The sequence below is a fragment of the Streptomyces sp. NPDC051907 genome (genome assembly GCF_040681075.1).
Classification (GTDB): Bacteria; Actinomycetota; Actinomycetes; order Streptomycetales; family Streptomycetaceae; genus Streptomyces.
Genome location: NZ_JBFAYB010000076.1, coordinates 25,004 through 45,458, shown reverse-complemented (window position 1 = coordinate 45,458; position 20,455 = coordinate 25,004). Strand labels below are relative to the sequence as shown.

Sequence of the window (20,455 nt, the reverse complement as noted above, 5' to 3'; positions counted from 1 at the left end):
AGCTCGGCGCCCGGGACCTGCTCCTCGTCCTCGCCGACCAGGCGGCGGGCGACGGTGTCGGTCTTGGCCTTGCGCAGAGTGTCGGCCTGCGCCTTGCCCCGGCCCTCGGCCACCGCCTCCGCCAGGTTCGCGAAGACCGTGGTCAGCCACAGCCAGGCCGTGATCGCCCACCCGAACCAGTCCGTCGGGTCCTTGAGCGCCAGCACGGTGGTGACCACCGAGCCGACCAGCACCACGAACATGACCGGCGACTTGACCATCACCCGCGGATCGAGCTTGCGCACGGCGTCCGGGAAGGACTTGACCAGCTGCTTGGGGTCGAACAGACCGCCGCCGACGCGTGTCTGCTCCGGCTTGTGGCCGGTGGGAACGTCGGAGTGGGGAGCACGGGCGGGGGCAGTGGTGGACATGGCGTCCTGCTTCTCTACGTCGATGGTCATGACGCCAGCCCTTCGGCAAGCGGGCCCAGCGCGAGGGCCGGGAAGTAGGTCAGACCGGTGATGATCATGATCGTGCCGACCAGCAGGCCGGTGAACAGCGGCTTCTCCGTCCGCAGCGTGCCCGCCGTCTCGGGGACCGGCTTCTGCTCCGCCAGCGACCCGGCCAGCGCCAGGACGAACACCATCGGCAGGAACCGGCCCAGCAGCATCGCGATGCCGATCGTCGAGTTGAACCACTGCGTGTCCGCGTTCAGACCCGCGAACGCCGACCCGTTGTTGTTCGCCCCCGACGTGAACGCGTACAGGATCTCGGAGAAGCCGTGCGCGCCGGAGTTCGTCATCGAGTCCGCCGGGGTGTCCAGGGCGAACGAGGCCGCCGTGAAGCCCAGCACCAGCGCCGGGGTCACCAGGATGTAGCAGGCCGCGAACTTGATCTCGCGGGTGCCGATCTTCTTGCCCAGGTACTCCGGGGTCCGGCCGACCATCAGGCCCGCGATGAACACCGCGATGACCGCCATCACCAGCATCCCGTACAGGCCCGAGCCCACCCCGCCGGGCGCGATCTCGCCCAGCTGCATCCCCAGCATCGTGATGCCGCCGCCGAACCCGGTGAACGAGGAGTGGAACGAGTTCACCGCGCCCGTCGAGGTCAGCGTGGTGGCCACGGCGAAGATCGACGAGCCGCCGACGCCGAACCGGGTCTCCTTGCCCTCCATCGCCCCGCCGGCCAGGTCGAACGCCGGACCGCCGTGCGCGAACTCCGTCCACATCATCAGCGCCGTGAACCCGACCCAGATCGCGCCCATCGTCGCCAGGATCGCGTACCCCTGGCGCAGACTGCCGACCATCCGGCCGAACGTGCGCGTCAGCGCGAACGGGATCACCAGGATCAGGAAGACCTCGAACAGGTTCGAGATCGGATTGGGGTTCTCGAAGGGGTGGGCCGAGTTGGCGTTGAAGTAGCCGCCGCCGTTCGTGCCCAGCTCCTTGATGACCTCCTGCGAGGCCACCGCGCCGCCGTTCCACTGCTGCGCGCCGCCCATGAACTGGCCGACCTCGTGGATCCCGGCGAAGTTCTGGATCGCCCCGCACGCCACCAGCACGATCGCGCCGACCACGGAGATCGGCAGCAGGATCCGCACGGTGCCGCGCACCAGGTCGGACCAGAAGTTGCCCAGCTCGCCCGTCCGGGAGCGGGCGAAGCCCCGCACCAGCGCCACCGCCACCGCGATGCCCACCGCCGCCGACACGAAGTTCTGCACCGCCAGACCGCCGGTCTGCACCACATGGCCCATGGCCTGCTCGCCGTAGTACGACTGCCAGTTCGTGTTCGCCACGAACGACGCGGCCGTGTTGAACGCCTGGTCCGGGTCGATCGACGCGAACCCCAACGACCCCGGCAGCGACCCCTGCACCCGCTGCAGCAGATACAGGAACAGCACGCCCACCGCCGAGAACGCCAGCACCCCGCGCAGATAGGCCGGCCACCGCATCTCCGTGTCCGGATTCGCGCCGATCGCCCTGTAGACCCACCTCTCGACCCGCAGATGCTTCTCGGAGGAGTAGACCCGGGCCATGTAGTCGCCCAGCGGACGGTAGACCAGTGCGAGCGCGGCCACCAGGGCCAGCAGCTGGAGCACACCAGCAACAACAGGACTCATATCCGTACTCAGAACCTCTCCGGCTTGACGAGGGCGAGGACGAGATAGCCCAGCAGAGCGACGGCCACAACGAGACCGACGATGTTCTCGGCAGTCACAGCTTCGCCACCCCCTTGGCGATGAAGGCCACCAGCGCGAAGACCGCGATCGTGACGACGACGAAGGCCACGTCGGCCATCGTGTGCTCCTAGATGAGATACGGATTCTCGGACCAGATGAGGAAATCGCTTTTCAGCCAGGCCACGGCTTCCGTTAACGCCCCTCATACGCCCTGCGGCGCGCTCTTGACGCATCCCGTACGCACTTCTGCCGCGCACCGCGGAACTGCGTCGCTCGACCGTCCGTTCCCCTCTGCGCCTCGGACCTCCCGGCCGCCGCCGGGCGGTCAGTCCACCGTCCGCAGGCGAGCCCGGAGCGATGGCCCAGGGACGGTGTCGGCCACGGCGAGGCCGAGGCCTACGCCGGTGGTGTTGTCGGTGTCGCCGAGGCGCTGGAACGCCTTCGGGCGACCGCGCTGGAGGAGGTGCTGCCCGCCGCAGCCCGACGACCACGTCGGTGTCGCGTGCCGCTCGGCGCCGGCCCTCGTCGAGCATCCCGTAGGTCTCTCCGACTCCGGCGGCGGCGCCGACGAAGACCTAGAGCTTCCCCCGGGGTGTCTGCGGCAGGGCCGACTTCGGCGGTGTGTGGGCGGTCAGAACTTCTCCGGGCGCTTCACCGCGACCACGAGGTATCCGACGATAGCGGCGGCCACGATGAGGCCGACCACGTTCTCCAAGCCCATGAGCGATCAACTCCCTCTGAGAAGAGTCTTCCTGGGAGCCGCCTGTACGGGCTCCCGCCTTCAGGAAACCCGGTGCGCGACCGTCCGCACGGACACCTTGACGGGCCTCTGGCATCGGAGTTCGGGATGCTGACGGCGTCTTGACGCAGCCCGTACGCCGGCTCGCCCGTTCAGCGGAACTCGGCGAGGCGAGGACGCAGCCCGAGGGCGGTGAGAACGGCCACGCCGAACAGCGCCGGGGCCGCCGAGGGCAGCAGCCCGGAGACGGCGCCTCTGCCGTCCCGCACCGCCGTGTCGAAGGCGGCCTGGTTGATCCCCGTGACCTCGTCCAGGGCTTTCATCCACGCCCCGAAGTGGGCGTTGGACTTCCCCGGATCCCAGCTGATGCAGAAGGCGACCGCCTCCTGCTCCTTGCCGTCGGCGACCAGCGCCCGGATCGTCCGGTCGTCGCGCTGGTAGACGGCGTACGCCTCGACGGTCCGCTCGGCGGCGGCGCGCTCGCCGGCGAAGGTGATGTTGTCCAGCTCCCGCCGGAACTCGCCGGTGAACTGTTTGTCCTCGTGGTCCGCCCGGTACGCCTCCCAGGTCTCGGTCAGCCGCTGCTCGTACGTGTCGAGATCGGCGCCCTGAATCCCGTACAGGCTCTGGGACTTGGCGAGAAATGCGGTCTCGTAGTGAGTGCGGGCGCCGGTGTCGAGGAGGTAGCGGCTCTCGTCGGCGTTCGCGTCGTAGGCGAGCGACCGGGCCCGGGAGAGGGCGACGACGGAGTCGAAGGCGTCACGACGGGCGACGCGCAGCTGCTCGGAGACCGTGGCGAGGGCCTGGGCGCCGACGACGAGGGCGAGGAGCGCGCAGGCCGTGGCGGCGAGGACGGCCGGGTTGAGGATGCGGTGGAAGCGCCGGGCGAGGTACCACTGGAGCAGGAGGAGAACGGCGAGCAGCACCGCGCCCAGGACCAGGAGCAGGCCCGACTGGAGGCGGAGGTCGGCGCGTTCGGAGTCGTAGGCGGCCTCGAAGTGCCGGTTGTTCGCGTCGACGAGGACGCGCGCCTCGGGCAGCAGGCGCTCCGAGAGCAGTCCGGTCGCGGCGCGGTAGTCGGCGACGGCGGCCGTCTTGCCTCCGGGGCGGGTGTCGTTCTCCAGCGCGCGGCCGATGAGCTCCTGGTACTGCGCGAACTGGTCGGTGAGGTCCTCGACGGTCCGCTGGGCCTCGGGGTCGCCCTCCGCCGCGACCGCGAGGGTGCGCAGCTCGCGGCTGACGGCGCGGCGGGCCTCGTCGTACAGGACGGTGGCTTTGTCGTACGGGACCGTCATCCGGCCCTTGCCCGCGTCGCCGTTCGCCAGCAGGGAGTTGGCGGCCTGGGCGTCCATGTCGTTGAGAGCGAGGTTGAGGCCCGCCGCGCTGACGGTCCGCGGGGAGTGGCGATCGGCGACGGCGTCCCATGTGCTGGTGGCCGCGAGTCCCGCGACCAGGAGCAGTGCGGCGCAGCCGGCGGCGGCCAGGATCACGGCGGCGCGCAGCAGACGCAGTCGGGCGGGGAGCGTGTCCCAGTACCGGCGGCGGAAGGCGCTGCGACGCTCGCGCGCGCGGTCCAGGAACCGGCTTCCGGCGGCGGGACGACCGCCCGGCCGAGGCCCCCCACGTGGCTTCGGACCGGGACCGCCCTCTGGTCGTTCAACCGTCCTGTGGTGCGTCTCATGGCCAGTCCGGGCCGTCGATTCCGGACTGTGCGCGACACCGGCTGTGGTGGCCACGCTCCCTCCAACCTCACGCACTTCGGACGGTCGTCCGATCCCCCGTGGCGATCATTGTGTGATCGCTCTCGGGGTCGAACCGCCCGCGTTGACGCCCTCCTGACGCTCTTTCGACCACCCCTGACGGCGCGTTGACGGGCGATTCCGCCCGTCGTCAGAGGGCCGTCAAGAACCCCGCTCCGACGACGGCCCAGGGCCCGGGGTCCGTCTAGATTCCTCTCGGGTCGCTCACCGATCCGTGGACGTCAGTGGCCTGACCGTCCCCGGCCACGAGGGCACGTGCCGCCCCTCCCATCCAGCGGCCGTGCCCTTGTGCCGCGACCGTCGTCGGCCGCTGCAGGGGGCCGGGACTCCGCGCTCCCCCCGGGGGCGCGAGCGCGTTGTACTTCCCTTTTCGCTTTCTCCCCGGCGTCCTCGCTCGGGCGGCCGGGCCCATCAGAAGGTCGTCTTCGATGCATCCCGCAGCGCCCCAGCAGGCGTCACCGGCTCCCCCTCCCTCCGCACCGCACCGCCGCCCGACACGCCGGCCACGGCGGCGGCGCGCGGTGCGGGGCGGGCTACTCGATCCCGTACAGCTGGTGAAATGCCTCCCGGAGGCCGCGCGCAAGCTGCATCCGCGGGCCCTGGTGCGCAATCCGGTGCTGTTCGTGGTGGCGGTGGGGTCGGCGCTCACCACGCTCTCCGCGCTGCTCAACCCCTCCGTGTTCACCTGGGTGGTCAGCGTCTGGCTGTGGCTGACGGTGATCTTCGCGAATCTCGCGGAGGCGGTGGCCGAGGGCCGCGGCCGGGCGCAGGCCGAGTCGCTGCGCCGGGCCCGGACGGACACGGTCGCGCTCCGGCTGAAGCACTGGCGGTACGGCGCCGACCTGGACCGGGCCGAGACGGAGGCCGTCGCCGCCACCGACCTCCAGCTCTTCGACTGCGTCCTGGTGGAGGCGGGCGAGCTGATCCCGGCCGACGGCGATGTGGTCGACGGGATCGCGGCGGTCGACGAGTCGGCCGTGACCGGCGAATCGGCCCCGGTGGTGAGGGAGTCGGGCGGCGACCGGTCGGGGGTGACGGGCGGGACGACGGTGCTGTCGGACCGGATCGTCGTCCGGGTCACCTCCCGCCCCGGCCACTCCTTCATGGACCGGATGATCGCCCTGGTCGAGGGCGCGCAGCGACAGAAGACGCCGAACGAGATCGCGCTCAACATCCTGCTCGCGGCGCTCACCGTCGTCTTCCTCCTGGTGGTCGTCGCACTCCAGCCGATGGCCCAGTACGCCTCCGCCGCCCAGTCGACGACCGTGCTCGTCGCCCTGCTGGTGACACTGATCCCGACGACGATCGGGGCGCTGCTGTCGGCGATCGGCATCGCGGGGATGGACCGGCTCGTGCAGCGCAACGTCCTCGCCATGTCCGGTCGCGCGGTCGAGGCCGCCGGCGACGTCACCACGCTGCTGCTCGACAAGACCGGAACCATCACGCTCGGCAACCGCGCGGCCGCCTCCTTCATCCCTCTGCCGGGGGTGGAGGAGCTGACGCTGGCCGACGCGGCCCAGCTGTCCTCGCTCGCCGACGAGACCCCGGAGGGGCGGTCGGTGGTCGTCCTGGCGAAGGAGCGGCACGGGCTGCGGGCGCCGGCCGAGGGGGAGCTCGCCAACGCCCGGTTCGTGACGTTCAGCGCCCAGACCCGGATGAGCGGGATCGACCTGCGCTGGGACAACGGCGCCGCCTGCCATATCCGCAAGGGCGCCGCGGCCCAGGTCATCGGCTGGGTGGAGATGTACGGGGGTACGCCGCCCACCGAGGCTCGTATCTGGAGCGACGCGATCGCGGCCGCCGGCGGCACGCCGCTGCTGGTGGCGGTGCACGACTGGGACGGGCCCCGGGTCCTGGGCATCGTCCATCTCAAGGACGTGGTGAAGGACGGCATCCGCGAGCGGTTCGCGGAGCTGCGCCGCATGGGCATCCGTACGGTGATGATCACCGGCGACAACCCGCTGACCGCGAAGGCCATCGCCCGGGAGGCCGGCGTCGACGACTATCTGGCGGAGGCCACGCCCGAGGACAAGCTCGCGCTCATCAAGCGGGAGCAGGAGGGCGGCAGGCTCGTCGCGATGACCGGCGACGGCACCAACGACGCGCCCGCGCTGGCCCAGGCCGACGTGGGCGTCGCCATGAACACCGGCACCTCGGCCGCCAAGGAGGCCGGGAACATGGTGGACCTGGACTCCAACCCGACGAAGCTCCTCGAGATCGTCGAGATCGGCAAGCAGCTCCTGATCACCCGCGGCGCGCTCACGACCTTCTCCATCACCAACGACGTCGCGAAGTACTTCGCGATCATCCCGGCCATGTTCACCGGCGCCTATCCGGGCCTGGAGGCGCTGAACATCATGGGGCTGCACAGCCCCACTTCGGCGATCGCCTCCGCCATCATCTTCAACGCCCTGATCATCGTGGCGCTGATCCCGCTCGCGCTGCGCGGGGTGCGCTACACCCCCGCCTCCGCCCACGAACTGCTGCGGCGCAACCTCACCGTGTACGGGCTCGGCGGACTGGTGCTGCCCTTCGTCGGCATCAAGGCGATCGACCTGCTCGTCTCCACGGTTCCCGGCCTGGGGTGAAATCCCGTCAGGGGAGCGTCAGGGATGGGCCGCCGTGCTTGCCCAGCGGCGCCGGTGCGGGTTCGATGGAAGCATGAACAGCGCGTGGCTCCTTCTCGACCGGCCGCCTCATCAGGCGTCCCGTCGTGCCGCCCGCTGCCCGGAGGCGTCAGCTCACAGCTGACGTAGGACTCCGGAGTCTTCGGGGCGTCGTGACATCCACTGTCCGACGCCCCTTCTTCGTACCCATACACCCCTTCCATGTCTGAGGGACTGACCAGTCATGCCCGTTTCCGACCTTTCCTCCCGCACCGTCCTGGTGACCGGCGCCACCTCCGGCATCGGCTACCAGACCGCCCGACTCCTCGCCGAACGCGGAGCCACGGTGCTCGTGCACGGGCGTACCGCCGAGGAGGCGCTCGCCGCCGCCGACCGGCTGGTCACCCTCGCCGGCGTCGACGGGTCCCGGCTGTGCTCGATCGCCGCCGACTTCACGCGGCTGGAGGAGGTCGAGCACCTCGCGGCCCGTGTCCTGACCGAGCACCCGCACCTCGACGTGCTCGTCAACAACGCCGGGATGGCCGCGCCGGAGCGGCACACCGTCACCGCCGACGGCAACGAGATCGCGTTCCAGGTGAACTTCCTCGCCCACTACCTGCTGACGCACCTGCTGGAGCCCGCTCTGACCAGCGGCACGGGCGGGCGGGTCGTGAACGTCTCCTCCTCGCTGCACCGGACCGGCTCCATCCAGTGGAACGACCCCAACCGGACCCGGCGCTACTCGCGGCTCGCCGCCTACGCCCAGTCCCAGCTGGCCCTGACCGTCTTCGCCGCCGACCCGCGCGTGAGCGCCGTCTCCGTCCACCCCGGCGTCTGCGCCACCAGCCTGCTGCCGCTCTACGCCCACGACGGCGTCGCCCCGGCCGACGGCGCCGCGCACGTCGTACGGCTCTGCGACCCGGCCGTCGAGATCGTCAACGGCGCCTACTACGACCGCGAGCACCGCGTCGACCCGGCGCCCGCCGCCACCGAGGAGCGCACGGTCAAGCGCCTCACCAAGCTCGCCGACGTCCTCGTCGGCCACACCGCCTGACCCACTCCCCCGAAGGGACCCGAACCACCGATGTCCAAGCGCGCACGCAAGAAGAGGGCACGCCGCAAGAAGAAGGCGAACCACGGCCGCAAGGCCGGCCAGCGCTGATCAAGCACCACCGGGGGGGGGCGGCTCTGCCAGGGCCGCCCCCCTCTGTCTTCAGCCGTCTCTCTCTGTCCTTCCTCTGTCCTTCCAGGAGGTCCTGTGATTCACCACCCCGCGCTTCAGCCGCCCGCGCCCGCCCGCGTGTTCCCGTCCGGTCTGCCCGGCGCGGCGGCCCTCGCCGAGCACGTGGCCGCCACCGGGCACGGCGACTGGTGGACCGACCGTGCCGAGCGGCCCAGCGTGGTGGCCGTCTCCTGCGGCGATCACGCCCTCCTCGCGGGCGACCCCGCCGCCCTCGCCGCGGACCAGCTGGATCCGCTCGCGGGGCACTACGTCGCGGCGCCCGACCGGTTCCTGCCGGCCCTCGGCGCCGCCTTCCAGCAGCTGCTCCCGTGGGAGCGCATGCTCTACGTACACCGCGCCCGACCGGCCGCGCCCCGCATTCCCCGTGGGGTGGCCGTGCGCCGCCTCACGCCCGAGGACGCGCCCGCGCTCGCCGAGATGGACCCCTCCATGGCCTGGATTCACGGGAGTTGGGGCGGACCCGCGTCCCTTGCCGCGTCCGGACTCGGCTGGGCCGCGTTCCGCAAGGGCCGGGTGCTCGCCGTGGCCTGCACCCGTTTCCTCGGCAGCCGCTACGAGGACGTCGCCTGCGCCACCGCGCCCGACGAGCGCCGGCAGCACCTCGCCCTCGCCTGCGTCGCCGGCCTGACCGCGGACGCGGCGAAGCGCGGGCACGGCGCCAGCTGGAGCTGCTCCCGCGACAACCGGCCCAGCCGGCTCCTCGCCTGGACCGCGGGATATCGCCTCGCGCGCGAGTACGTGCACTACGCGACCGGGCCCGTCAGCAGCCCGTCAAGGCTGGCCGCCGCCGCATAGAGGTTCCGTCAGGGCGTCGGGCCTGGCCTGCGTCCCGCGCTTACCGTCCCCTTCATGGAACTCCCCCTCGTGCCGCAGGCGGACCGCGCCGCAGGCGTCGTCCACGACACGCGATGGGCCTCGGAGGCGCGCGCCGCCACCGGATGCGCGGCGCTGCTCCTCGGTCTGTCCCTCACCATCGAGGCCGGGAACGGCACCCTGGCCCCGGCTCGGGCTCTGCTGTGGTGCGCGCTCGCGGCCCTGTTGTTCGCGGTGCTCCTGCCGTCCCGGGTCGAGGCGGCGCCGGGCCGGCTGACCGTCCGCGGCCTGACGACGCGGCGGACCGTGCGCACCGACCGGCTGACCTCCGTCCGCTGGTCCGACGGTGTCGCGCAGCGGCTGATCCTGCGCGACGCGGCCGGCGGCCGGGCCGAGGTCGACCCGCGCGTCCTCGTCGCCAACCCGCCCCTGTGGCGCCTCCTGGAGGCGGACGCCCGCGTCTGCCAGCGGCGCGGAACCCTGCTCCGCGGCGGTACGGAACTGGACCGGCTGGCCCGACGCGTCGACCGCGAGAGCGCCCACGCGGTCTTCCGGGTCTCCGGCCTGGAGTAGTTCCGGATCTCCGGCCTGGAGTAGTTCCGGGTCTCCGGCCTGGAGTAGTTCCGGATCTCCGGCCTGGATTAGGGGTGCCCCGCTCGGCCCGTCGCCTCAGGACCGCTGCGGCGCGAAGTGGCCGAGGGCCGCCGCGGCTTGGGCCGCGAGGTCGACGGCGACCAGTCGTGCCTCCAGCGGCGGCGGAGCGGCGCCCGGCGCGGGCGTCATCATGAACCGCCCCTCATAGCGGCCGTGGACGGTCGCCCGCAGCTCGATCTCGCCGTCCGGCCAGCCCTGCCGGTCCACGTCCCAGATCCACCCGGCCACCTTCACGCTGCCGTCCGGGTCGAGGCGCGGCGGACGCCCGACGAGCGCCCCGTACTCGAAGCGGCACTCGCGTAGCTCGAGGACCTCCGCGAGCTCCCGCCGCACCCGTCGTACGACGTCGTCGGCGGATGTGCTGAACCTGGCCAGCCGTGTCGTGCCGTGCAGCCGCTCCAGATGGGAGGCGTCCACGACCGCGACGCGCCGCAGCGTCCGGGCCCGCGCGGCCAGCTGCGACACGAGCAGCCCGACGACCAGCAGCAGCACGGCGGTCTCGACGTCGGCCCGGTCCTGGATGTGGAAGCTCTGGTACGGCTCGGTGTGGAAGAAGTCGAACCAGGCGGCGGCCGACAGGGCGGCGACGGCGCCGGCGAGGCGGCTCCCGAGCGCCGCCACCGCCACGACCACGACGACCAGGAGCAGCGCGAGGTTCGTGTGCGTGACGCTCGTACGGAAGGGGATCAGCGCCAGTGCCAGGAGCAACGGGGCCAGGACCCCGGCCAGGACGGCGACAGTCTCCCGCAGGCCAGACCTCATGACGCACCTCGCAGGGCTCGCAGCAGCCTCCCCCGCCTCCCAGGTTCCTCCCGGCGCGGCCGGTCGCTGTCGCGCCGACGGGGAACTTGACGGCTTCCTGATGCCGCGGCGGCCGCGTCCCGGCGCGGGCTCCTCGTCCGTCGCCTGAGCTGTGCCGTCAGCCGGCGTGGACGTGCGGGCGGCGGGCTCGGTCCGGCTCCGCCCCGCGGAGGACCTCACGGGTGACGGGCGCGACCTCGCCCTGTCCGAAGAGGAAGAAGCGCAGGAAGTTGGCCATCGGGTTGCCCTCGGTCCACTCGAAGTAGATGTGCGGCCGCTGTCCGGTCGTGTCGCGTACGTGGAGCAGCAGCGCGGCGAGCGCGTTGGGGACGGTCGAGCTCTCCAGGCTCAGCACCCGGTAGCGGCCGTGCATCACCTCGCCCCGCACCCGGAGCCCCGACTCGAACTCGGACGGGTCGAGCACGGTCACCTCGACGAACAGGAAGTCGTCCCCTGGAGGGACGTCGTTGTCGTCGCGGATCTGGTCCGTCTTCTCGCGGTACTCCCTCGCGTCGCGGCTGTCGGGCTCGTTGGCGATGAAGCGGATCGTGCGCGTCGCGGTGTCGCGGACGAACCGCTCGGCCATGTCGTCCAGTTCCACGTCGGTGACGCGCAGCTCGAAGACGCGGGCGAGGCGCGACAGCAGCGAGAGGGCCATGATGCCCGCGATGAAGCAGGCGCCGATCTTCACGCCGTCGGGGCGTTCGACGACGTTGACCGCGGTGGTGTAGACGAACACCGCCGAGATGACGCCGAAGGCGATGGTCCATCCGCGCTCCCGGGCGCGGCGCGCGGCGATGGTCACGGCGACGGCGGCCGAGGTGATCAGGACGAGGACGCCGGTGGCGTACGCGCCGCCTTGGGCGTCCACGTCGGCGTTGAAGATCCAGGTGACCAGGAAGGCGATGAGGGTGAAGACGATGACCATGGGCCGCAGGGCGCGGGCCCAGTGCGGGGCCATGCCGTAGCGCGGCAGGTACCGGGGCATCAGATTGAGCAGTCCCGCCATGGCGGACGAGCCGGCGAACCACAGGATGAGAATGGTCGAGATGTCGTAGACGGTGCCGAAGGCGGAGCCCAGGTACTCGTGGGCGAGGTAGGCCAGGGCGCGGCCGTTGGCCTCGCCGCCCGGCTGGAACTCTGCGGCCGGGATCAGCAGCGTGGTGATGAAGCTGCTGGTGATGAGGAAGACGCTCATGATCACGGCGGCTGTGGTCAGCAGCTTCTTGGTGCCGCGGATCCGGCCGGCGGGCTTGGCCTCGGTGTCGGCCGGGTCGCCCTGGACGTGCGGCATGACCGCGACACCGGTCTCGAACCCGGACAGGCCGAGGGCGAGCTTGGGGAAGACGACGAGCGCTATGGCGATCATCATGAACGGGTTGCCGTGCTCGGCGGTCAGCGCGTCCGACCAGTCCGTGATGACGTGCGGCTCGGTGGCCACCTGCCACAGGCCCGACGCGACGACGACGACGTTCAGGGCGAGATACAGCGCCACCAGCACCACGGCCACCCCGATGGCCTCTCTGAAGCCCTTGAGGAAGACGGCACCGAGGAGGGCGATGAGGATCAGGGTGATCAGGACCTCGTGCCCGTGCAGGGTGCTGGTGAGGTGCGGGTTCTCCACCATGTGCGCGGTGGCGTCGGCCGCCGAGAGGGTGATGGTGATGAGGAAGTCGGTCGCCGCGAAGCCCAGCAGGGTCAGGACGAACAGCTTGCCCTTCCAGAACGACAGCAGCCGCTCCAGCATGGCGATGGACCCCTCGCCGCGCGGGCTCTCCTCCGCCACGCGCCGGTAGACCGGCAGCGCACCGAGGAGGGTGAGCACCACGAGCACGATCGTGGCGAGCGGCGACAGCAGACCGGCGGCCAGGGCCGCGATTCCCGGCTGGTAGCCGAGCGTCGAGAAGTAGTCGAGGCCCGTCAGGCACATCACGCGCCACCAGGGCCGGCCCTGGTGTTCGGTTTCGGACGGGGTCTGCTGCTTGGGGCGGTCGGTCAAGCCTTCCAGCAGCCACTCCCTCAGGCGTGACGTGCGAGGAGGGGTGGCCATGGCGGGGGCGCTCCTGTCGTACGGCATGGTTTCGGCCATCGACACGACGGCCGAGCCAGCGTACGCAGCCTGATCACCTATACGCTCTTCGACGCGAATCCTGATGGATCTTTAACGCGCTCCCGCACCCGGGCCCCTCCCGATGCGCGAGGAAGCCCCGCCGTCCGACGGGGCTTCCAGCGGCGCGGTGCCTGTCAGCGCGCGTCGTCGTCGACGCGGAACCGGAGCCGGCAGATCACCGCGTCCGTGTCACGGCGTACGGCGTGGGCGACGACGGAGCCGCGCTGGTTCTGCAGCAGGCGCTGCCACAGGCGCGCGGGCTCGGTCTCCGGGATCAGCACGGTGATCTGGGAGGCGGGGTGGGCTGCGGCGAGCTCGCGGACGTATCCCGAGACGGGGCGGCCCAGCGCGCGGGTCGGCGAGCCGAGCTCGACGAGTTCGACGCCCGGGTTCCACAGCTCCCAGTCGCGGCGCAGCGCCTCGGTCGCGCTGCGGTCCTCCGGCGCGGGGTGGGCGACGGTGACGGCGAGCACCTCGTCGCCCAGCGAACGGGCCGCGGTGAGCGCCTTGCAGGTCAGCTTGGACAGTCCGGAGACGGGCACGACGACCAGCGAGTGGGCCCGCTTCGGCGGCTCGGGGACGCGGCCGAGCTCCAGGCGCTCGCCGATGCGGCCGTAGGCGCGGTGGACCTTCTCGAAGCCGAGGACGAGCAGCGGCAGGGCGAGGACGATCAGCCAGGCGCCCTCGGTGAACTTGGTGGCGGTGACGACGATGGCCGCGACACCGGTCAGCAGGGCGCCGAACCCGTTCAGCACGGCCTTCGCCCGCCAGCCGTTGCCGCGCTCGCCGGACCAGTGCCGGACCATGCCGACCTGGCAGATGGTGAAGCCGACGAACACGCCGATCGCGAAGAGCGGGACGAGGGTGTTGGTGTCGCCGCCGGAGACGACGAGGAGGAGGGCCGAGACCACGGCCAGCGCGAGCACGCCGTGCCGGTGGACCTGGCGGTCGGCCTTGAGGGAGAAGACATGCGGCAGGTGGTTGTCCCGGGCCAGCAGGCTCATCAGCACGGGAAGCCCGCCGAAGGAGGTGTTGGCGGCCAGCGCCAGCAGCACCATGGTGGCGAACTGGACGAGGTAGAAGGCCGCGTTGTGCCCGAAGGAGGCGTCCGCGAGCTGCGCGAGGACGGTCACGCCGTCGACCGGCTGGAGATGGAAGCGGCCGATCAGGATGGACAGGCCGATCAGCATGACGCCGAGCAGGGCGCCGAGGGCCACCTCGGTGCGCTGGGCGCGGCGGGCGGCAGGGGCGCGGAAGGACGGCACGGCGTTGGCGACGGCCTCCACGCCGGTGAGGGCGGAGCAGCCGGCCGCGAACGCCTTGAGCAGCAGGAGCGCCCCGACGGCGGTGGCGCCCTCGCCGAGCGCGGAGGCGTGGCCGTCGGCCGAGGCGGTGCTGACCGGGCCGTCGCGGAAGAGGCCGACCGCGATCATCGCGAGGATCGAGCCGACGAACAGGGCGGTCGGCAGCAGGAACGCCTTCGCCGAGTCGACGACGCCTCGCAGGTTGACGGCCGTGACCACCACGAGGACGCCCAGGCAGATCCAGGTCCGCTCGCCGTACAGCTGGGGGAAGGCCGAGGTCAGGGCGGCGACGCCGGCGGTGACGGAGACCGCGACGTTCAGCACGTAGTCGAGGATCAGGGAGGCGGCGGCCACGAGGCTGGTCCGCCGTCCCAGGTGCCGTTTGGCCACGGCGTACGAGCCGCCGCCGTCCGGGAACGCGGCGATGACCTGGCGGTAGGAGGCCACCAGCACGGCCAGCAGCGCGGCGATCGCGAGCGTGACGGGGAGCGTGAACCCCATCCCGTAGGCTCCGGCGACCGCCAGCACCAGCACGATCGACTCCGGCCCATAGGCCACCGATGCCATCGCGTCCAGCGACAGCGCGGCGAGCCCCTGGAGCGCGGTGAGCTTGTGCCGGTCGCCGGCGCCGGTATCAGGGGGCTCTTCTGTGCCGGCGCCCGGTACCGGCGCGTGCGGCTTGCCTGTCTGTATGGCCATGGTGCTGGTTCCTCCGAGTGAGCAAGGTCGAGGAACAGCGTGAGTGCCGTACGGGGAGGGGCCGGCTTTCTTGTCGTCGTCCATACGCCCGCCGGTCCTGTCTTCACACATTCCATACGGCGCCGTCGGAACACCGTCTGACGTGCGGGGACGCTCCCGGTCGGTGCGATCGGCCGTTTCCGCAGGTCGCTTGTGCGGCCGGCAGACCGCCGCCGGCCGACGCCGCTGACCTCGCCCCCAGCACACCGATGCCGACGATTCGAAGCGAATCCGTCCAATCTTGTCTCGATTCTGATCACTTTCGAAGCGCCCGCCGTGGACGGCGAATCCGTCACTACGGTGTGGATATTCGCCCTGGACCAGGACCACCGGGGCGTGACGCGACCTGGGGGGATCATGTTTCTGTCGCGCAGAGCGAGGAGTTCGCGGCCAGTGGTGCCGCTTCCCGACTCCGTCACGGCACAAGGGCTCGACGGGGCCGACGGATGGGCCGTCCTGGAGTCCGTCGGGCACGAGGTCTTCACGGTGATGCGGGGCGATGCGCCCGCGGACTACGCGGAGCTGTTCGAGGAGTTCCGCGAGGATCCGCAGAGTGTGGTGCGGCCCGCGCTGACGCCTGCCGTGGCTTCCGGCATCACCGTGTCATCGGCACTGGTGTACATCCTTCCGGTGACGGCCTGGCTGTTGAAGGTGGCCACCGAGCGCGTCGCCGGCCAGGCCGTGGACGCCCTGAGCGACGCCGCCCGCGAGAAGATCACGCGCCTCCTCGGGCGCCGCCGCGCCGAGGCGCCCGAGGAGGCGAACGGCGGGGCCGCGCCGGTCGCCCTGGACACGAGCGAGGAGCAGGCGGCCCTCGCCGCGCTGGCGACGTGGGCCGAGAGCATCGGCGCGGACGCCGCCGAGGCCCGCGCCGTGGCCGAGGCGGTCATCAGGGTCCTGCGCGGCCGTGGGGGCGGATCCGGTGACGATCAGTGAGAGCAGGGCGGCAGCAGCCCCCGCGAGGGGGACAGCGGACTCCGCGGCGCCCAGGAGCCGGACCGGTCCCACCCTGTCGCCCACGGGCGCACGCTATGCGCTGCTGATCGTCACCCTGGTGCTCGCCGGCGCGTTCGCAGGCCAGGTGGTCCACGGCATGGTGCTCGGCCAGTCGTGGGCCGCGGGGGCGCTGCGGTGCATGGACGCGGGCCAACGGCTCTTCCCCGACTCCACCCAGGGCCAGATGGAGCACTGGTCGCGCTGCACGGGGCCGCTGCAGCGCCGCCAGGCCCTGGTCTCCTTGGCCGGGTCGGCAGCCGTGCTGCTGCTCGGCGCGGTGGGTCTGTGGGTGCTGCCGCGCCGTCTGATGCGCGGCGCCGGGCCGTTGAAGACCGCGCCGCCGTGCTGGCAGCTGCGCGCCGGCAGGATCGCCGCGGAGATGGGCGTCCGGCGCCCGCCGCGCGTGATGTGGGGCGCGGGCCACGTACGGGAGGCGTTCGTGCTCGGCCGCGGCAGCCGATCCCGCATCATCCTGCCGCGGGCAATGCGCGCGCTCCCGGACCCGGAGGCGGAGGCGATCGTCCGGCACGAGATCGGGCATATCGCCGCGGGCGACGTCACGTTGGTGTGGCTCACCCGCGGGGTGTGGTGGGCGCTCCTGCCCGTCCTCCTCGCGGCGCCCCTCGTGGCCGCGGTTCAGGGCTGGCAGCAGGAGGACACCAGCCCCTCGCGCATGCTCGCCCAGCCGTTCTGGGCCGAGTACGGCGTACGGGCCCTGGTGCTGGTGGTGGTCGCCGTGCTCGTCGCTCAGATGATCATGCGCTCGCGTGAGCACGAGGCGGACCTGACCGCCGCGAGCGGGCAGTCGGTCGCGCCCTGGGAAGTCCTGCTCGGCGGGTCCCCACCGGCCGAGCGCGGCTGGCTCGGCACAGCACGCGCCAACCATCCCACCCACCGGCGCCGTCTGGCCGTGCTCCGCGACCCCCGCCTGCAGCTGCGCCCGACCGTCCTGGACACCCTCGTCGTCGGACTGCTCGCGGCGGTCCTCCTGGACTCCGTGGACGGCCTGGCCACCCTTCTCCTCACCGGAACGTCGTGGAGCGCGGCGCCCGTCAGCGCCCTGGCCGCGGGACTGCTCCTGGCGGTCGGCTGGGGCGTCGCGGTGTGGCGCGACGCCCGCGCCCGGCACGGCAGGACCGCCGCCCCGTCGCGGTGGCACCACCTCGCCCTGGCGGTGAGCACGGCGGCCGGGCTGCTGGTACGTCTGCAGGGCACGGGCACCTCGGACGACGGGCCGATGCGCGGATGGCCGCTGCTGATCGTTCTTCCCGCGGCCGTCGTGGGGGCCGCGGCGCTGAGCTCCGCGTTCGCGGAGCTGTGGAGCCGTCGGCGCGGGGCCGGACGCGCCGCGGCCCGGGACCGGCTGACCGTGGTCGTCGTCAACACGCTGCTCTTCAGCGGCGCGTTGTGGCTCGCGATGGACTTCTGCGTCGGCCTGAAGCTGTTCTCCGTGGACCCGGTGCTGAACGCGTCCCTGCTCGACGGCCCCTACTCCCCGTCGAGCGCCTCCAAGGCCGTGGCGCTGGCGGCGATCGCCGTGCTGGCCGTGTGGTCCGCCGTACGCGGCACGCGTCGGCGCGGGCGCCACTGGCTGTCAGCCCTCTCAGCCCTCCCGGCCGTGACCGCCGTCGGCGCCGCCGTCGCCTCGGCGGCGACCCGCCTGGCGTACCAGCCGTCCGCGACGGCGGCCGACTGGATCGGCACGTGGCGGCTCGATGTGCTGACCGCGCTGTGCGCCGGGACCGTCTGCGCCGTCATGCTGATCGCTCTCCGGGGCTCCGGCGGCCTTGGCCATGCCCTCTACGCCGCGCCCCTGGCGACCGTGCTCACGGCGACCGCCCTGTGGGCATCCCGCCTCGGCGCCTGGAAGAACCCCTTCGAAGCGTGGGCCACCGTGCTCGTCGAAGCCTCCCTGTCCGGACTCGCCGTCGCCCTGCTCGCGCTGGCGGCGCCCGCAGGGCTCCTGCCCCGGTGGGGCACAACGCATCGAGCGGTGAGCATCGCCGCTCCAGCCCTCACCGTGCTCGCGGCGGTCGCCGCGGTCGTGGGGCTCCAGCACTCCGGGGACGCGTTGCTGTTCCGTTAGCCAGTGCCGGGCGGAGTGAGGGCTCCGGAATCCCGGCAGGGACCCATCAGGCTTCTCCAGGCGGGCCACCGGGACCCTGCCTGGGGTACACAGCTAGCCCTTCTTCGTCCGACACGGATATTGCTGCCCGCCGACGAACTCGTCATCGCTGTCGTGCTGCCGGACTCCGTGGACGTCATAGGCGTCTGTCACCTCGACTCCCCGAAGCCGATCGTCAATGAGAGTGGCTGGCCAACACGTGCGCGCGTTGACCTGCGCACCTTCAACCAGCAGGTTTTCAGACACGATTGCGAAGCTGAACCTGGCATCCTGCAGGAGCGCCCCTCGGAGGTCTGCCTCCGCGAAGCTGGCATACGTGAGATCGGCCCCTATGAGATTCGCGTCCCGGAGATCAGCAGAGTCGAAGACGGCGCCTCGCAAGTTGGCGTCTCTGAATTCGGTTCCCTGCAAGTCGGCGTCTGTGAAGTCAGCGTTGCGCAGATCCTTGCCGCTGAAGTTTATGTCCTTGACCGCACGTTCTCCAGGAGTGAAGCCCGGGATTCTGTCGGCGACTTCAACACCCGATTTCCATATCGAGTACCGCTGCGCATCCTCGTACGTCCTCTGGATGAGGAGAACCGCCAACCCGACGGCCAGCCCCGAAAGAAGCCCTCCCCCCACTGCGGCGAGCACTTCGATTCTGGGTTCCTGCCCCCTCTCTTTGAGAGCCATTCTCCACGCACGCAAGGCGAAATAGACGCCGAGCACGACGAGAACAGCGACGAGAGCCCACCAAATAGCCTCAAACACGGGGAAACGCCTCCCCAGGCTCCGGGCAACCCCTGCCGGGGCACTCCCCCTCTCCTCATTGCTACGCCCCGCATGAGGTGATCGCAAGCGGAGGCTCTCCTGCTCCAATCTGCCTTGACGATCGGCTAGTTGACCCTGAAATCAGTTCAACGGGCTCGCACGGTTCAGCGCTCGCTCACCCGGATCCGCCGCCACCTCGCGAACGCGTGGACGGCGTCGGTCAGTTGGGGCGTGGTGTCGAGCGGGGCGAGTCTGCGGGCACGGATGCGGGTGACGCCGCGGCCGCTGCGGACCCAGGTCGGGTGGTGGGAGCCCGTGGGCAGCTGCCGCACCACGTCGAGGTGGACGGTCAGCTCCGTCCACCCGGTGTGCCGCGTCAGTTCCAGGGCCTTGATCTCCTGCCAGGGCATGACCACGAGGTTGTTCGGCGGGCCCAGTCCGATGCCGCGGCTGCTGAGGGTGAGGCTGTCCTTGGCCGTGCCGAGCAGGCCCAGGAGCCGTACGGCCAGCAGGGAGGCGGCGACAGCGGCCGTCACCGGTACCGCGACGGGGAAGGCGTCCGTGCCGCTCAGCACCGCTCCGACGACGAGTCCGGCCACACCGAGCGCGTTGCGCAGGATCTGCAAGAACCAGACGGACCTGCGAACGACGTACACAGCAAGCGGAGGCGAGGGGTTCTCTGCTGTCACCGTCGGCGGCTGGGGCGGGTCGGACGACGGCGCCGACGCAGGGGCGGGAGGGGGCGGCTCGTCGTCCAGCACCGTGTCGTCGTGCTGCGGGACGGCCCCGACGTGTGCCGCACACAGGTCGAGCACTTCGAGTGGGGTCGGGCGACGGGAGGGCTCCTTGCGGAGGCAGGCGAGGACCAGGGGCCGCAGTGACGGCGGCACCGTGGAGAGGTCGGGGTCCTCGTGCACCACTCGGTACATCAGTCCCGCGGGCGAGCCGTGGCCGAACGCGCTGCCGCCGGACGCCGAGACGAGGACGGCGCCGAGAGCGAACACATCGCTCGCCCCTGTGACCGGATGTCCGAGAGCCTGCTCCGGCGAGTGGTACCCCGCAGTGCCGACCACCACGCCGTCGGTCGTCAGCCGGGACTCCTCCACGGCCCGGGCGACCCCGAAGTCCAGGACCCGGGGGCCGTCGGAGGCCAGCACGATGTTGGCGGGCTTCAGATCGCGGTGCACGAGCCCGTGGCTGTGGATCGCCTTGAGCGCCTCGGCCAGCACGGCGGCAAGCCGCCACAACTGCCCTTCGGAGAGCGGCCCGCGCCGGGCGACCTCCGCCTGCAGGGTCGGTCCCTCGATGTACGCGCTGGCCATCCACGGCTGCGGGGCGTCCGGATCGGCGTCGACCACCGCCGCCGTATGGAAGCCTCCGACCTTGCGGGCAGCCTCGACCTCCTGGCGGAAGCGCTCCCTGAACCGGGGGTCGGCGGCGTACTCGGGCCGGATGACCTTGATGGCCACGAGCCTTCCGGACCGCGAGCGCGCCAGATGGACGGAGCCCATTCCTCCGCTGCCCAGCAGGCGAACGACCGTGTAGTCCCCGATCCGCTTCACGGCCGCTCAACCCCTACCTCGCCTCGCGCCGCACGAGCTCCGGCGGAACCACACCCGGCACGTGCACACCCCAGGGAACCCCCGTAGCGCCCC

General features: G+C 71.6%; 15 protein-coding genes and 2 pseudogenes. 6 read left to right on the top strand and 11 right to left on the bottom strand.

Annotated features, from left to right (window positions below; translation table 11 throughout):
• From AB0M39_RS30560 to AB0M39_RS30535, 6 genes and pseudogenes are all read right to left on the bottom strand, one after another.
• Positions 1-440: pseudogene (locus tag AB0M39_RS30560) on the bottom strand (potassium-transporting ATPase subunit B); the annotation flags it as partial.
• Positions 437-2,101 (bottom strand): potassium-transporting ATPase subunit KdpA, encoded by a 1,665-nt coding sequence (kdpA, locus tag AB0M39_RS30555; protein WP_365369289.1) that lies wholly within the window; start codon positions 2,099-2,101, stop codon positions 437-439. The pseudogene AB0M39_RS30560 and the gene kdpA, both read right to left, overlap by 4 nt.
• Before the next feature lie 8 nt (positions 2,102-2,109).
• Complete coding sequence (gene kdpF / locus AB0M39_RS30550; protein ID WP_018845955.1) at positions 2,110-2,199, bottom strand: K(+)-transporting ATPase subunit F; 90 nt, start codon at positions 2,197-2,199, stop codon at positions 2,110-2,112.
• Between the two features lie 441 nt (positions 2,200-2,640).
• Positions 2,641-2,766, bottom strand: a pseudogene (locus AB0M39_RS30545) (sensor histidine kinase KdpD); the annotation flags it as partial.
• A 26-nt stretch (positions 2,767-2,792) separates the two neighbouring features.
• Positions 2,793-2,882, bottom strand: coding sequence for a potassium-transporting ATPase subunit F (locus AB0M39_RS30540; protein WP_365369286.1), 90 nt, complete (start codon positions 2,880-2,882; stop codon positions 2,793-2,795).
• 170 nt (positions 2,883-3,052) lie between these two features.
• Positions 3,053-4,390 (bottom strand): hypothetical protein, encoded by a 1,338-nt coding sequence (locus tag AB0M39_RS30535; protein WP_365369284.1) that lies wholly within the window; start codon positions 4,388-4,390, stop codon positions 3,053-3,055.
• 698 nt (positions 4,391-5,088) lie between these two features.
• Here AB0M39_RS30535 and kdpB point away from each other — a divergent pair.
• The 4 genes from kdpB to AB0M39_RS30515 all read left to right on the top strand — a co-directional run bounded on the left by kdpB (position 5,089) and on the right by AB0M39_RS30515 (position 9,895).
• Positions 5,089-7,248, top strand: coding sequence for a potassium-transporting ATPase subunit KdpB (gene kdpB, locus AB0M39_RS30530; RefSeq protein ID WP_365369282.1), 2,160 nt, complete (start codon positions 5,089-5,091; stop codon positions 7,246-7,248).
• A 262-nt stretch (positions 7,249-7,510) separates the two neighbouring features.
• A complete protein-coding gene (locus tag AB0M39_RS30525) occupies positions 7,511-8,320 on the top strand; it encodes an SDR family NAD(P)-dependent oxidoreductase (RefSeq protein WP_365369280.1) in 810 nt (269 codons plus the stop codon).
• A gap of 204 nt (positions 8,321-8,524) precedes the next feature.
• Positions 8,525-9,304 (top strand): GNAT family N-acetyltransferase, encoded by a 780-nt coding sequence (locus AB0M39_RS30520; protein WP_365369277.1) that lies wholly within the window; start codon positions 8,525-8,527, stop codon positions 9,302-9,304.
• A gap of 54 nt (positions 9,305-9,358) precedes the next feature.
• The gene (locus AB0M39_RS30515; protein WP_365369274.1) at positions 9,359-9,895 is read left to right on the top strand and encodes a hypothetical protein; all 537 of its coding nucleotides are present in this window, start codon (positions 9,359-9,361) and stop codon (positions 9,893-9,895) included.
• Positions 9,896-9,991: 96 nt separating this feature from the next.
• On the opposite strand, the gene AB0M39_RS30510 is transcribed toward AB0M39_RS30515, so the two are convergent.
• The 3 genes from AB0M39_RS30510 to AB0M39_RS30500 form a co-directional block, all read right to left on the bottom strand.
• The gene (locus tag AB0M39_RS30510) at positions 9,992-10,738 is read right to left on the bottom strand and encodes a DUF4118 domain-containing protein (RefSeq protein WP_365369271.1); all 747 of its coding nucleotides are present in this window, start codon (positions 10,736-10,738) and stop codon (positions 9,992-9,994) included.
• A gap of 157 nt (positions 10,739-10,895) precedes the next feature.
• Complete coding sequence (locus tag AB0M39_RS30505) at positions 10,896-12,827, bottom strand: amino acid transporter (protein WP_365369269.1); 1,932 nt, start codon at positions 12,825-12,827, stop codon at positions 10,896-10,898.
• A gap of 194 nt (positions 12,828-13,021) precedes the next feature.
• Positions 13,022-14,890 carry an APC family permease gene (locus AB0M39_RS30500; RefSeq protein WP_365369266.1) on the bottom strand — a complete coding sequence of 623 codons (1,869 nt, stop codon included), beginning with the start codon at positions 14,888-14,890 and terminating at the stop codon, positions 13,022-13,024.
• A 432-nt stretch (positions 14,891-15,322) separates the two neighbouring features.
• On the opposite strand from AB0M39_RS30500, the gene AB0M39_RS30495 reads away from it, so the two are divergent.
• A complete protein-coding gene (locus tag AB0M39_RS30495) occupies positions 15,323-15,865 on the top strand; it encodes a hypothetical protein (protein ID WP_365369263.1) in 543 nt (180 codons plus the stop codon).
• A complete protein-coding gene (locus AB0M39_RS30490) occupies positions 15,852-18,011 on the top strand; it encodes a M48 family metalloprotease (RefSeq protein WP_365369261.1) in 2,160 nt (719 codons plus the stop codon). Before AB0M39_RS30495 ends, AB0M39_RS30490 begins: the two co-directional genes overlap by 14 nt.
• 93 nt (positions 18,012-18,104) lie before the next feature.
• Here AB0M39_RS30490 and AB0M39_RS30485 read toward each other — a convergent pair whose 3' ends face one another.
• Both AB0M39_RS30485 and AB0M39_RS30480 read right to left on the bottom strand, forming a co-directional pair.
• Positions 18,105-18,800, bottom strand: coding sequence for a pentapeptide repeat-containing protein (locus AB0M39_RS30485; protein WP_365369259.1), 696 nt, complete (start codon positions 18,798-18,800; stop codon positions 18,105-18,107).
• Between the two features lie 164 nt (positions 18,801-18,964).
• Entirely contained in the window at positions 18,965-20,362 is a 1,398-nt protein-coding gene (locus AB0M39_RS30480; protein ID WP_365369257.1) for a serine/threonine-protein kinase, read from the bottom strand.
• Positions 20,363-20,455: the final 93 nt, after the last annotated feature.

Coding starts and splice junctions, on each gene's coding strand:
- AB0M39_RS30500 (WP_365369266.1), bottom strand. CDS start 14,890: ATGGCCATACAGACAGGCAAGCCGCACGCGCCGGTACCGGGCGCCGGC.
- AB0M39_RS30540 (WP_365369286.1), bottom strand. CDS start 2,882: ATGGGCTTGGAGAACGTGGTCGGCCTCATCGTGGCCGCCGCTATCGTC.
- AB0M39_RS30515 (WP_365369274.1), top strand. CDS start 9,359: ATGGAACTCCCCCTCGTGCCGCAGGCGGACCGCGCCGCAGGCGTCGTC.
- AB0M39_RS30510 (WP_365369271.1), bottom strand. CDS start 10,738: ATGAGGTCTGGCCTGCGGGAGACTGTCGCCGTCCTGGCCGGGGTCCTG.
- AB0M39_RS30505 (WP_365369269.1), bottom strand. CDS start 12,827: ATGGCCACCCCTCCTCGCACGTCACGCCTGAGGGAGTGGCTGCTGGAA.
- AB0M39_RS30525 (WP_365369280.1), top strand. CDS start 7,511: ATGCCCGTTTCCGACCTTTCCTCCCGCACCGTCCTGGTGACCGGCGCC.
- kdpB (WP_365369282.1), top strand. CDS start 5,089: ATGCATCCCGCAGCGCCCCAGCAGGCGTCACCGGCTCCCCCTCCCTCC.
- kdpA (WP_365369289.1), bottom strand. CDS start 2,101: ATGAGTCCTGTTGTTGCTGGTGTGCTCCAGCTGCTGGCCCTGGTGGCC.